Source organism: Nostoc sp., from assembly GCF_036919675.1.
Classification (GTDB): domain Bacteria; phylum Cyanobacteriota; class Cyanobacteriia; order Cyanobacteriales; family Nostocaceae; genus Nostoc.
Genome location: NZ_JBALCP010000033.1, coordinates 1 through 15106, shown reverse-complemented (window position 1 = coordinate 15106; position 15106 = coordinate 1). Strand labels below are relative to the sequence as shown.

Here is a 15106-nt window from a genome sequence, read left to right as displayed (position 1 = left end):
TTGATGAATCAAAAAACAGAATTATTTCGTCATTTAAACTATCAATTCCCTACCTATTTCTACTGGAGGATGATTTATGTCATCACAACTGCTACGATTTATATCTTTAGGCAGTCTTGGCTTATCTTTGTGTCTGGGCAATTCAGCAGCAATCGCACAATATGATTCTACTGGCGAGGGTGTAGTAGTACCAACAGTACCATCAGGCGGCAGTTCAGCACCAGTACCAATAGACACATCGACAGGCATACCACCTTCACCCTCACCTGACGGTACAACTCGGTTTACCTGTCAGACTTACAATGGTCAGTATACTGTCATGTATCAGCCACAAAGTCAATCCGGACAATTCTTTCCTTGGGCGGCACCTGCGACTTTGGGCGGTGGTTGGGATGCACAAAGGCGTTGTACAGCAATTGCCAGTCGTTTAGAACTTTATCGCCCAGATGGCTTACAAGAACTCCAGACAGCTGTAGAAAATAACGAAAATATTGTCTGCGTCACAACTGAAGCTAACCCAACCTGTAGAATTGTGTTGACAGTACCGCCTGGGAAAGACCCCTATGTTATCCGCAATAGTGTTTTCCAAAACTTGACTACTGCTGACAGTGGACAGCAGACTATAGCCGTTAATACTTATGGCGATCGCAGTAGTGGAGGCAACGAATTATATAATTTAGGACGCACACTTCTAGGCAGTGGTAATAATCGGGTTAGTTCATCTAGAAGTGGGATTAATCTAAAACCTTTCCTCGATCGCAAAGATGGCGGCACCGGAAACAATTTACGGAGTGGAGTAGCAATTCGTCGTCAGTCTCAGCCTAACGGTGCTCGTCTAAATCCTCAAAATTTCCGCTAATATCTAACCGAAATACTGAAATACAGATTTGAATTAAGGTGGGCTGTTACCCACCTTAATTCAAATCCAGTGAAAAACCGCTGATTAATATTATGTCCGGTAAATTACTTCTAATCTGCCTGTGATTGCGAGTGTCACGCTGAGAATAATTGCTGTGGGACAAAAGCATCCCCAAACTTGCAATCATTTTTTGTCTTAACCTTTTGCTAGCTGTTTCTTAATCTAACTGGGATAGTTTGAGGATGCCCAATTAAGAACTAATACTAAAAAGTCATGTAGCTGTCTTCTCACAAGCTCTAAGAATAGTGGTTTGGAAGACGTATTTTATCTTGTTCATATTAATATTGCCTTCACCGTACCCCTGCTCTTAAGTAAGCTACGCGTAGCGGACGCACCAGAGGGTGTTGGCATAGCCATCACTCTAACTGCAAAGTACATCTTTGCAGTCAACGGTCTTTTACTGGTAATAAAAATGACATTTACACTCCAACTTCTTCACGTTTCGGATTTTGAATGTGGCATTGACATTATCAGTACTACTACAGCGCGGCGGAAATAAACAACCCATTTCAAATCAACGAAACGTTTACGCTGTATTTCTTTTGACTTTTGACTTTTGACTTTTGACTTCCGCCTTGCGGTACTAGCCCTCAGACTTCTGATGCTGTTTGTTTCTCAGCACTACTAAATCGCTTACAGACTAATTATTGATATCGACAAAATTGGGAGTTAGAGCTAAATAAGTATCATTTCTTCAGCCTCAAATGTTTGCTCATCTTTACCCACTTTGAATCTACTCCAGAACTAACTTATGGTAACTACTAATACAATCCGCTTTTCCCAATTCAATGCTTCCCTAAACCGCAACACCCAAGGTCAATTAGTGACCGATTTGTCAACCCCTGATAATGCTCAGGCAAAAGCTGTTGCGGAAATAATCCAGCGTAACAACCCGGATGTGCTGCTAATTAATGAGTTTGACTACTCCCAAGAGGCAGTTAAACTATTCCGGCAAAATTATTTAGCCATCAGCCAAAACGGTGCGACTTCCGTTGACTACCCCTACTTCTACATCGCTCCCTCCAACACGGGTATTGCCTCTGGATTTGACTTGAACAACAACGGCGCAGTAGTTACAACCCCAGGCAAATCAGGATATGGCGATGATGCCTTCGGATTCGGTGATTTTCCTGGTCAATACGGGATGTTGCTGTTGTCCAAATATCCCATTGACACTGCCAACATCCGCACCTTCCAAAACTTCCTCTGGAAGGATATGCCCAATGCTTTGCTTCCCGATGATCCCACAACACCACAGCCAAATGATTGGTATTCTGACCAGGAACTCAAAGTTCTACGCCTCTCCTCCAAGAGCCATTGGGATGTACCCATTCAGGTGAATGGGAAAACAATTCATGTCCTCGTCAGCCACCCCACACCCCCAACCTTTGATGGGCCGGAAGACCGCAACGGCAAGCGCAACCATGATGAGATCCGCTTTTGGGCAGATTACATAACTCCTGGTAAAGGCGATTACATCTATGATGATATCGGTAAAACGGGCGGTATTGTTGCTGGTTTAGACTTTGTGATTATGGGTGATCAAAATGCTGACCCCGTAGATGGTGACAGTTATAACAACGCTATCCGGCAACTATTACAAAATCCCAATATCAATACCAATGTCATCCCTGCCAGTCTTGGTGGCCCCCAACAAGCAAACTTACAAGCTGGTGCAAACGCTAGCCAAAAAGGTAATCCTAGCTTTGATACCGCTGACTTTGCTGATACAACTCCCGGAAACCTGCGGACTGATTACGTTCTACCGTCCGCTGACCTGACAATTGCCAACTCAGGAATATTTTGGCCGCTGAATACTGAGCCGACATTCTCCCCAGTAGGTATTTTTCCCTTCCCCAGTTCTGACCATCGCTTGGTATTCGCAGATGTGCAAACTAGACCAACTCAAGCAGGTAAAACCATTTCTAATGTGGTCTTTGAAAGACAGACTACCTTCGCTACTAGCTTTATTCCTGCTGGTGCTGCGGGAACTGTGAATGGAGTTTCTACTCCATTAGGTGGACTGTCAGGTGTCACTTATGATGCGGCTAATAACCGCTACTACGCTATCTCAGACGATCGCTCCCAAGTTGCCCCTGCCCGTTTTTATACCTTCACTGCTGATACTGGGGTGACTTTTACCAATGTCACGCCTCTGAAAGATACCAAAGGCAACTTTTTTGCAACCAACAGTCTTGACCCTGAAGGCATTGCTTTAACCAATAATGGGACAGTCTTCATCTCTTTGGAAGGCGAAGTTAATCCTACTGCTAGTCGCGTTACTAATCCCTTTATTAAGGAATTTTCCCTTACAACAGGGCAAGAAGTGCGCTCGCTACTTATCCCCAGCAAATTCCTACCAGTAGTAAAAGACACTAACGGCGATGGGATTGTAAATGCAGGTGATACGCAGATATCAGGTGTTTATAATAATTTGGCATTTGAAAGCCTCACGATTACACCTGACCAGAAAACCCTATTCACCGCTACTGAAAACGCGCTATCCCAAGATGGATTAAAAGCTTCACTCACCAGTGGTAGCCGTTCCCGGATTCTGCAATACAATCTGGTTACTGGACAGCCAGAAAAGGAATACCTTTACATCACCGATGCGTTGGCGCAGCCCCCCGTAGGGATCGCTCAAGCACCTAACCCTAGCACAGGCTCCGCTGACAATGGGTTGGCGGATTTATTGGCAATAGATAATCGTGGTACTTTCCTTGCGTTAGAACGCTCCTTTGCCCAAGGTGTAGGGGACACCATCAAAATTTATGAAGTTTCTTTGCAAGGTGCAACTGATATTAGCTTCTACAATTCTCTGAATAATTTGAGTGCTGAGCAACTAGCAGCTATTAAACCTGCTCAAAAGCGTCTTTTGTTAAATTTAAATGACCTGAATCTACCCACTGACGCCAATCACCCGAATGGAGTAGATAACATTGAGGGTCTTGCCTTCGGCCCCAAACTAGCAGATGGTCGTCAGTCGATTGTGCTAGTGAGTGACAACAACTTTAGTAGCACCCAATTTACCCAAATCCTCACTTTAGGTGCAGACTTAGTTCCCACCGCTGCACCTACAGTAGAAACTCGTCCTAATTTATTTGATGATCCGGCGCTCCCCACATCTCAACGGGCTGATGCTGATGACCCTGCCATCTATGTTAATGCCACAAATGCTGCTGATAGTTTAATATTAACCTCAGTAAAAAATGCTGGACTGCGGGTTTATGACCTATCTGGTAATTTGTTGCAGACACTTAATCCCGGTGGCATTCGGTACAACAACATTGACCTGCAATACGGTTTTAAATTAGGCAATCAATCTATTGATATTGCCGTAGCTAGCGATCGCGGCAATGATAAACTAGCAATCTTCAAAATTAACCCCAACCCCAGCCCCCCTGGTCACTATTTGGAAGATATCACCGATCGCAATATTGGCACTATCTTCCAAGCATCACCTTTTGAACCTCCCTATTCTGCATCAACTCGCAGTTCTTACGGACTTACCTTATACCGTAGCCCCGTAACTAATGATTACTATGTCTTTACCAGTCGCCGCCAAACTGGAGATATAGCTCAGTTCAAACTAATTGACAAAGGTAATGGCAAAATTGGCGCTGAACTGGTGCGGGAGTTCACCATCCCCTCACCGACGACAGCAGGGCGTTCTCCCCAAACAGAGGGTATGGTGGTTGACCAAGAAACCGGCTTTCTCTACATAGCCCAAGAAGATGTGGGCATCTGGAAATTCCAGGCAGAACCAGATGGTGGCACAACAGGCAAGCTGATCGATCGCGTCCGTTTTGAGGGTGGTTCTCACCTTACCGATGACGCAGAAGGGTTGACCATCTACTACGGCAAAAACGGCACAGGTTATCTGCTAGCATCCAGCCAAGGCGATAGCACCTTTGTTGCCTACACCCGTGAAGGCAATAACGAATATGTGGGTAACTTTGCTATTGGTAACAATGGCTCAATTGACAGTGTACAAGAGTCAGACGGCGCAGATGTAATTAACGTGCCACTGGGGCCTAACTTCCCATTTGGTTTATTTGTTACTCAAGATGGCTCCAATGAACCTGCTAAGACAATCGATGGTGAAAACGTCAACTCTAACTTTAAGTTGGTGCCTTGGGAGAATATAGCCAATACCTTCCCCAATTCTCTAAATATTGACACCACAAGTTACGATCCCCGCAATCCTGTTGCCCAACCCAAGCTGACGATCTATGAATTTGAAGACTTACCTAAATTAGGAACAACCTCTAAAGGTCAAGATATTTTCTTGGGTGGTTTCTCCGGGTTGTATTTCCAAGGGTTTGCAGCAAATGGCAACTTGAAATTTGTCACCAATACAGACCGTGGCCCCAATGGAGAATCTAATGGTTCAAACAGACCATTTTTCTTACCCAACTTCCAGCCTGAAGTAGTCAGCTTTGAACTCAACCGCAGTACAGGTGAAATCAATATTACCAACACAACAAAGCTATTCCGCCAAGATGGGACGACGCCATTAACTGGACTACCTAATTTGCAAGCTGGGGCAAATGGTACCGCCTATACAGATGAAATTGCCGTGGACTTAGACAACCAACCCCTAGCAAACGATCCTTTGGGTGCAGACTTAGAAGGGATTGTAGTTGCGAAAAATGGAGATTACTGGATGGTAGATGAATACCGTCCGGCAATTTACCACTTTGATGTTGATGGTAAGTTGATTGACCGCTTTATTCCCCAAGGAACTGCCACAGCACCCAATCCAGATCAACCAGCTGGAACTTTTGGCACTGAGGTATTGCCAGCAGTTTATGCCCAACGCCGCAATAACCGGGGATTTGAAGCTGTAGCGCTGGAAGGTAATAAATTATATGCTTTTATTCAGAGTGCGATCGATAATCCCGATGTTGCCAATGATGCGACTTCCAAAGCTTCTCTCAATCTGCGAATTTTGGAGTTTGATATTGTCAGCAAGCAAGTAACAGGAGAGTATTTATATCGCCTACAAGGTTTACCAGGAACCGATAAGATTGGTGATGCAGTCTCTTTGGCTAACGGCAAATTTGCGGTAGTTGAGCGAGACGACAATGCTACATCTGCTGGTAATAAACTAATTTACCAAATTGATTTAGCCGGGGCGACCAACATCAACAACCCTGCTAACTTTACCTTGCCAGCTGGTAAGACTATTGAACAACTTACCACTGCTGAGTTAGCTGCTGCCAATATTACCCCTGTCACTAAGAGCCTAATCGCTAATGCTGCTCAGTTGGGTTATACCGGAGTGGAAAAATTAGAAGGTCTAGCACTGGTAGCACCCAACACTCTAGCCTTGATTAACGACAACGACTTCAACGTTACGGGTAATACGGCTGCTGAAAAACTTGGCATTCTCGAACTACCCAATAACCTGACAGGTGTACAGCCTACTTTCCCGGACGGTTTTGGTTCTAGTAACAGCGATACTGTCAATCTTCAGCCAGGACAATTCTTTAGTGCAGGTGACGGAGCAGACTTTGTAGAAGGCGCTCAAGGTAACACAATCCTGGCTGGAAACGGTGATGATACAGTACTTGCAGGTAATAATTCCTCAGTATCCGGGAATGACGGTAATGATCAGATATTTATTGGTCAAAATGGCTCGGCTCAAAATACCAGTGCTGATGGTGGCAATGGTAATGATGTTATTACCGTGGTGGAAGCTAATGCTAGTAATAATTTGTTTGGGGCGGCAGGTGATGATACTCTCACAGTAATTGAAGGTTCTCGTCAATCATTATTCGGTGGCTCAGGCAATGATACCCTCAGCAGTGGCGGTAGCAATAATCGTCTCTACGGTGGTGATGGTGATGACAAACTCTTCTCCAATCTCAATGATTTCCTGTTTGGTGGCGATGGTGATGATGTGCTATTTGCTGGTCAAGGAGGTGGCGATCGCCTCAGTGGTGGTGCTGGTGCTGATCAATTCTGGATTACTAACGCCAGTTTGCCAACTAGCAAGAACATTATTACTGACTTTACAGTCGGGATTGATAAAATCGGGCTTGGCGGTGTTGGCATCACTCAGTTTAGTGCTTTAACCTTATTGCAACAGGGTAGTACGACTCTGGTGAAAACCGGAAATACAGAGTTGGTTTCATTACTGGGAATTACCTCAACTAGCTTGACTGCAAATGACTTCGTTTTCTCTGCTAGTGTCGTGCCTTAGTACAGTTTTGTGTAAAAGCGTAGCGTTTTTAACGCATCCCAATGCATTGGCATTGTAAAAAGATGCATTAACAATGTATCGGGATGCATTGGCATTGCAGGGGGACGCATTAACATTGTATTGGGATGCATTAACATTGTATTGGGATGCATTGGCATTGCAAGGTATTGCAAATTTTATTCGCTACGAATTAATTAAATATGAACTGTACTTAGATTGTTCGCCTTGCGTCATCCCAAGCGTATTGCCTTACAAGTAACTGTAAAATTGATGCGATCGCTAGTAAATTAAAACTGCAAAAATTCAAGTTTTATCTTTTGAGAAGGATCAGAAATAGTTTGGATCTCAAAGCATAAATATTTAGTATATAGCAGTCCTATTGCGGAATTAATACAACTTTAGATGGATTTGATGATATTGGAACTTAAGGCTATCGAGCAAACCAGAGAGCAACAGCTTGTCTGATTGATTCCCCATTAGGTTCGCTCTCAGAGGCCCAGGCGATAATCCCATCAGGGCGTATCAGTACAGCGCTTAAGCCTAATTGTTCTTTCGTCCGGCCCGAAACATACTTCATTCGGTCACTGTACTCAGTCGCCAAAGTCTCAAGTGATGCATTCATATCAAAATCAAGCAGTATCCCTTGGCCATCGTGCATGAGCTCGCCAATTCTTGCACCGTCTTTGAATTCAAAGTTGGGAACGCTGTGGCCTACTAGAGGGTGGTCGCCACCAAAATTGTAGTGTGTGAAAACGCCCCACACCCTTCCTGCAATATAGGTGGCACCATCGCGAGTATTCATAAGGTCGCGGACAATTGCATTCAGCGCGCGGGCATGTGGGCCTGGTCTCATGATTGCAACCTGGGCGCGTGACCAATCCAGAACCTGTGCACCAATTGGGTGTCGTTCAGTATGATAACTGTCCAACAAGCCTGACGGCGCTTTCTTTTGGATGGTTGCAGCGAGCTTCCAGCCCAGGTTCATGGCATCGCCCAGTCCAAGGTTAAGCCCTTGACCTCCCAACGGCGAATGAATGTGCGCGGCATCGCCAGCTAAAAGAATCCGTCCGTTGCGGTAGGTTGTAGCCTGCCGTGCTCGGTCAGTCCACGTGGTCACGATATGCAGAACATTGATAGTAACGTCGGTGTTCGAGATGCGGCGTAGAACCTCCTGCACGTGTTCAAGCGTGATTGGCTTTTCTGCATTATGAAATGCCCCGCCATCAAAATCCTGCATTATTAGGTAACCTGGCTGGGATTGGAAGTACATGCCTGTTGGTGTCACGTTTCGGCCCGGACTTAGCTTCTCCGGGTTGGCGATGTCAACCTGGGCAGAGTAGCCAGTAAATTCTGGCTCCGTACCGACGAATTCAAAACCGCCCGCCTTGCGAACAACACTACGGCTTCCATCGCAACCCACGAGCCATTTACCCTTGAAAGATTGGTCACCGGACTGAACAGTGACTCCGTCCTCAGTTTGATGAAAGCCAGTCACAGCAAGCCCGCGCTTGATTTCTACACCCAAGACTTCTGCTCGGCGAGACAGCACAGATTCAAGCTCCTCGATTTCAGATATCAAACTGGTGTCGGTTGAGCTTGGGAGGCGATACTTCCACTGTGAAGGGTCAATATTGCTGTCAAGAAATGGAATGCCCGCGAAGTGTCCTCCCTGACGACGGGGTTGTGACCCTTGTCCAAGGGCTGAGGTTTTGTGAGGGTCTTTAAGGCGTTTATGTATCTCAAGTTCTTTTAGCAACCCGCGACGGTAAAGCGCTTCAATAGTTGGTGCCGAGAGTCCCCTGATCCCGAAAGGAAGTTGCTTCAATGGCGAATGCGGATTCTCTGCCTTTTCCATTATCAGGACTGAACATTTGCCTAAAGCCAGTTCACAAGCAAGGAAAAGTCCTACGGGGCCAGCCCCGGAAATGATGACATCGTAAACCGATTGCTTTTTGTTGTTATTCATGAGTGTTTCAGTTTGTATCACCTATTGGTTGGCAGAGATGACATGTAGTCCGGCTACGGCAACAAGCACATCCGTGTCCATAAAAGTTAGTTCGTATGATTGCTTTGAAAAGCATTAATGAAATGTTTCGTTGTTTCTTGGCGTGCTTCACTTAGCTTTCTCTCATCCTCTCAGTTTACGCACATTTCAGCCTTTTTGCAAAAAAAGATCGTAAACAGGCTCTTACAACTTATTTAGAATTGCTATCAATACAGTTCAGTTAAGCATTTCTTTGTTCTCTCTGCATCCTCCGCGCCTTCTCTGCGAGACGCTGCGCGTTGGCAAAGCCTCTGGCAGAGGCGCTAAGAACACAGAGAGAAGAAAAAAATACTTAACTGAACTATATTGATTTATAAACTTTAATAAATATTATTTTTTGATATGAGTGGATTTTAATCACTTCTTCTGTTTAATTTATTCTTATCTTAATCTTTTCATGGAAACATCTTTAGTGCTAGCTAAGTTTTCTCATAACTACTATCGACAGATTGAAATTCTAAATCTCAGTCTTCCAAACTCATGACTCCCTAACAGAGATTAGTAGTTGACATTACATTATCAGTTCTCAAGCTTTCAATAACTCTGAGAAAATACGTTTTTGTAAATGTATTCTCGGCGTTCAGACGAAATCGGACTTAACGGACTTGCCCGAACTATATTTTTGTAATTCTCAAATTTACCCGTAATTCCGGTTTTTAGCGTGAGAACATAAGTTATTTTTCCCACAACTAATGTATGAGAGAACTTGAATAGCTTGTAATCCAGTTAAATCAAAATTACCAAAAAACATTCTAATTATGGCAACTAAGTTAGTAGGCTTTGCCTCTTTACCCGCTGATACCTTTAGTGATGGCCCGGCTTCTGGTAAGGAAGTCTCAGCCAATGGCAGAACGGGATCTTTCCCAGGACAGCCAATTCAAGGCTTCAGTGGTGTACAATTCGCTAATAGTAACTCTTTCTACTTCCTGTCAGATAATGGTTACGGTAGCAAAGATAATAGTGCAGATTTTCTACTGCGAATCAATCGTCTAGACCCGAATTTCAAGGGAACAGAGAATGGAGATGGTAGTGTTAAAGTTTTAGATTACATCCAACTATCTGACCCTAACAACAAGGTTCCTTTCCAAATTGTGAATGAGGGAACTAATGGAAGATTACTGACTGGTGCAGACTTTGATGTAGAGTCATTCGTCTTTGATAAAAACGGGACAATCTGGGTTGGAGACGAGTTTGGCCCCTACCTGCTACATTTTGATGCCACTGGTAAGTTATTAGAGGCTCCCATTGCTACACCTGACCAATTCAAGACTCTAGATGGAGAAGCACCTAAAGTTATTGGTCATAGGGGTGCAGCTGGCTATCGTCCAGAACATACCTTAGAGTCTTATAAGCAAGGAATTGAGAGAGGCGCTGACTTCATTGAGCCTGACTTGGTAGTTACAAAAGATGGCGTGTTAATTGCTCGCCATGAGCCTGCTTTAGCAGTTTTGAACGCTGATGGCACTGTCAATTTCAACAACACAACCACAAATGTTTACAAACATCCAGAGTTTGCCGATCGCAAGAAAACAGTAAGTTTAGATGGAAACACAATTACAGGTTGGTTTGCTGAAGACTTCACTTTAGCTGAAATCAAGACTTTACGGGCAGAAGAACGTCTACCTTTCCGAGATCACTCCTTTGATGATCAATTTGAAATTCCTACCTTCACGGAAATCATCAATCTAGTTAAAAATGTAGAAGCGACAACAGGTAAAAAGATTGGTATCTATCCTGAAACTAAGCACCCGACATACTTGGCTCAAGAAGCTACCTATGTAGGTACCACAAACAAAATTAACCGAAACATTAGTCAGCTACTAATCGATACACTGAAGGCAAATAACTTCACTGATCCTAGTCGGATCTTCATCCAGTCCTTTGAAGTGGGTAATCTCAAACAGTTGCATGATAGCATTATGCCTGCGGCAGGGGTGAATATCCCACTTATTCAACTTCTAGATGCAAGTGACATTGACATCAACGGTAAGATCATAGAAAGTCAGCCTTATGACCTGAAGGTGAGTGGTGACACTCGCACCTATGGCGACTTACGAACTCCAAAAGGCTTGACTGAAGTTGCCACCTATGCTGATGGCATTGGCCCCTGGAAGCGGATGATTGTTAGCGTCAAAGGTACTGATGCCAATGGCGATGGCAAAGCTGATGATGTGAATGGAGACGGGGTAGTAAATGATGCTGACAAAACAACGTTACCTCCCACTACCTTAATTCAAGATGCTCACAACGCAGGTTTGCAAGTTCACCCTTACACCTTCCGTGCAGAAGATCAATACTTAGCAGCAGATTACAAAGGCAAGCTAGCACTAGAAATTCAGCAGTTCTATCAATTAGGGGTAGATGCGCTATTTACAGACTTTCCAGATATTGGCGATAAAGTACGAGATCAACTCAGAGATGATCCTCAGTATAATGTGGTGCGATCGCCACAAAACCCCGATGTTCTCTCAGGAGATGCTTTTGCTAACTTGGGTAGCTCCAAAGGTTTTGAAGGTGGAGCAATTAACGCCAGCAAAACTAAGCTCTACCTACTGCTAGAGGGGACTGTTCAGGGCGATACTCCTGGTGCTTTGCGGATTAACGAATTTGACATTGCTAGCCACAAATACAGTAATCAGTTACGTTACTACAGATTGGATAATCCGTCAAATTCGATCGGGGATTTAGCAGTCATTAATGATAATGAGTACCTAGTTATTGAGCGGGATAACAATCAAGGGGCTGCGGCTAAATTCAAGAAAATCTACAAAGTAGACCTATCTAAAACAGATTCTAATGGCTATGTAGCTAAAGAAGAAGTTGCAGACTTGTTAAACATCCAAGACCCCAACGACCTGAATGGGGACGGTAAGACCACCTTCAACTTCCCATTCCAAACCATTGAAAATGTTCTGGTTGTTGACAAAAACACCATTTTGGTAGCTAATGACAACAATTATCCCTTCTCTACAGGTCGTCCTGGCAATGATCCTCAGCATCCAGTAATAGACAACAATGAAATTCTCCTGCTGAAGTTGGAAAAGCCCCTTAACCTTGCTCCTGGCTTAGGTCAACCTCAAGCTGAAAAAATTAATTTTGGCTCCACTAGCAGCAATGATATTACCGTTCAGCCAAATCAAACCCTATTCACAGGTGATGGAGCAGATTTTGTAGAAGGTACAAAAGGTAACACAATCCAGACTGGAAAGGGTGAAGACACGGTGCTAGTCGGCAGTGACTCCTCAGTATCCGGTGGAGAGGGTAATGATCAGCTATTTATTGGTCAAAATGGCCCGGCTCAAAATACCAATGCTGATGGTGGCAATGGTAATGATGTTATTACCGTAGTGGAAGCCAGTGGTAGTAATAATTTACTTGGGGCGGCAGGTGATGATACTCTCACAGTAATTGAAGGTTCTCGTCAATCATTATTCGGTGGCTCAGGCAATGATACCCTCAGCAGTGGCGGTAGCAATAACCATCTCTACGGTGGTTCCGGTGATGACAAACTCTTCTCTAATGTCAATGATTTGCTATTTGGTGGCGATGGTGATGATGTGCTATTTGCTGGTCAAGGAGGTGGCGATCGCCTCAGTGGCGGTGCTGGTGCTGATCAATTCTGGATTGCTAACGCTAGTTTGCCAACTAGCAAGAACATCGTGACTGATTTTACAATCGGCATTGATAAAATTGGGCTTGGTGGTATTGGTATGACTCAGTTTAGTGCCCTAACACTATTGCAACAGGGTAGTAACACCTTAGTGAAAACTGGAAATATAGAGTTGGCTTCATTAGTTGGAATTACATCAACTAGCCTGACTGCAAATGATTTCGTTTTTTCTGCTAGTGTCGTTTAGCCGAAAAATGATTACAGCTTAGATTAAACATTCAAAATTAGTTAAGCTCTCGCGATTTTACTAATGCAGAGGAGTGATATAGCAATCATATTTGATTTGCTCTCCACCGAAAGGCTCAGATCCCCGACTTCTTGAAGAAGTCGGGGATCTTTTTGTTCGTAAGGAACCTTCTGCTTTTTGTCCAAAACCTTAACTTGTTTATAACTTTCCTTAAACATTGAACAACTATCTTTTGAGGCAGTGACCAAAGTTATATTCATTTAATTGTCTCCACCAATTTATGTGGACACTAAGCATTTTGTCGCCAAATACTACTCAGGTTTTTGTAGTCAAGAATTTTTCGCTTGGGTTAAGTGTAATTAATTGCTCACTCTACAGACACACAATTGCTGTGATTAATCGTAGCTCACAATACTTAAGGAGTAGTCGGGATGACTGATACAAAGGGCAACGGTAGAAATGTCATTATTTTTGTTGCAGATGGATTGCGTAACGGTTCCGTAAACCCCACTGATACCCCAACTTTATATAGTGTCCGTCAGCAGGGAGTTAGTTTTGCCAATAGTCATTCGCTGTTTCCGACATTTACTACCCCGAATGCTTCTGCGATCGCAACGGGGCATTATCTTGGTGATACAGGTGACTTTAGTAACACTATCTACACTGGTTTTCCTAGTCCTAATGCCAATGGTAGTGTGACGCCATTCATTGAAAATGATTCTGTTCTGGGGGATATTGACGAAAAGTTTCCCGGTAACAACTTTTTAGATGAAGAGTCACTCCTAGCTTATGCGCGATCGCAGGGTTTCAACACAGCAGCAGTTGGTAAATTAGGGCCCGTTGCCATCCAAGATGTCACACAAGTTAACCGAGAAGGTGGTACTACAGGTACTATTCCTACTCCGAATACAATAATTATTGATGACAGTACAAATGGTGTAACACCGCCGACTACAGCCGCTGGTTCACCTTCTGCTGTTCCACTTGCTCCAGATATTGTCAATCGCTTACAAGCCGCTGGTCTAGATGTAAAACCGACAACGCGAGTCCAGCCAGCTGGTAATAATACAACTCCTGGCACCCTGAATGCCAATGTGGCTCAACAACAATACTTTGCAGATGCCACTACTAAAGTAATTTTACCCAAGTTTCAGGAAGAGGGTAAACCATTCGCATTGGTGTACTGGTCAAGAGATCCCGATGGTAGTCAGCACAATCAGGGTGATAGCTTAAACACCTTGACACCAGGTATCAATGGTACTACTTCAAAAGCTGGGGTCAAAAATGCTGATAATAATCTAAAGCAACTTCTTGACTATCTCAAGAGTACAGGCTTAGACAAAACTACTGATGTCTTTATTACTTCCGACCACGGTTTTTCTACCATCAGCAAACAAGTTATTGATAGCCAAGGCACAAAAACTACAAGTTATGCTGCCACCCAAACATATACCGGCGTAAATCAGGGATTTTTACCAGCAGGCTTTGTTGCGATTGATTTGGCTCATGATCTAGGTCTACCCCTATACGATCCTAACCCTACGACCCTCCCCCCAGACCTGAAGCACATCCAGTATGCGACTGTTGATGCCACACAAGGTCAACGTCCTATTTCTGGGAATGGTGTAATTGGTGGTACAGGTCAGGTAATTAATGGCCAACTTGACTTAGGCACAAAGATAGTTGTAGCTGCGAATGGGGGATCTGACCTAATTTATTTACCTAATGGCAATGCTGACCAAGCCAAACAGGTAGTGAATTTGCTCTCACAAAAAGACTACATCAGTGGTATTTTTGTAGACGACGCCTATGGAACTATTCCAGGTGCTTTACCACTGAGTGCGATCGGGCTAAAAGGTGATGCTCAAACACCAGTTCCATCTATTGTTATCAACTTCAAAACCTTTAGCACAGACCGAAATAACCCAAATAACCCTCAAGCTGAGGTAGAGATTGCTGACACAACTTTGCAGCAAGGGCAGGGGATGCAGTTCCGCTTTGGTCGAGGTGACACCTTCAATAACATGGAGGCTATTGGCCCTGACTTTAAACAAGGCTATGTAGACTATGCACCCGTC

7 protein-coding genes are annotated in these 15106 nt (G+C 44.0%); 5 read left to right on the top strand and 2 right to left on the bottom strand.

Annotated elements, in window-relative coordinates; translation table 11 throughout:
• Positions 1-76 precede the first annotated feature (76 nt).
• The 3 genes from V7K49_RS05000 (at position 77) to V7K49_RS04990 (ending at position 7127) form a co-directional block, all read left to right on the top strand.
• Positions 77-859, top strand: coding sequence for a COP23 domain-containing protein (locus V7K49_RS05000; RefSeq protein ID WP_335204739.1), 783 nt, complete (start codon positions 77-79; stop codon positions 857-859).
• A 310-nt stretch (positions 860-1169) separates the two neighbouring features.
• Positions 1170-1418, top strand: a complete 249-nt coding sequence (locus V7K49_RS04995) for a hypothetical protein (protein ID WP_335204738.1) — start codon at positions 1170-1172, stop codon at positions 1416-1418.
• 252 nt (positions 1419-1670) lie between these two features.
• Entirely contained in the window at positions 1671-7127 is a 5457-nt protein-coding gene (locus V7K49_RS04990; protein ID WP_335204737.1) for a phytase, read from the top strand.
• Between the two features lie 430 nt (positions 7128-7557).
• Here V7K49_RS04990 and V7K49_RS04985 read toward each other — a convergent pair whose 3' ends face one another.
• Positions 7558-9093: an FAD-dependent monooxygenase gene (locus V7K49_RS04985; protein WP_335204736.1), complete on the bottom strand. Its 1536-nt coding sequence runs from the start codon at positions 9091-9093 to the stop codon at positions 7558-7560.
• 833 nt (positions 9094-9926) lie between these two features.
• Here V7K49_RS04985 and V7K49_RS04980 point away from each other — a divergent pair.
• Complete coding sequence (locus V7K49_RS04980) at positions 9927-13028, top strand: esterase-like activity of phytase family protein (RefSeq protein WP_335204804.1); 3102 nt, start codon at positions 9927-9929, stop codon at positions 13026-13028.
• Positions 13029-13069: 41 nt separating this feature from the next.
• On the opposite strand, the gene V7K49_RS04975 is transcribed toward V7K49_RS04980, so the two are convergent.
• On the bottom strand, positions 13070-13288 hold the full coding sequence (locus tag V7K49_RS04975; protein ID WP_334865712.1) for a hypothetical protein: 219 nt from the start codon (positions 13286-13288) through the stop codon (positions 13070-13072).
• Positions 13289-13459: 171 nt separating this feature from the next.
• Between V7K49_RS04975 and V7K49_RS04970 the strand changes: the two genes are divergently transcribed.
• On the top strand, positions 13460-15106 hold a 1647-nt coding region (locus V7K49_RS04970), incomplete at its 3' end, for an alkaline phosphatase family protein (protein ID WP_335204735.1).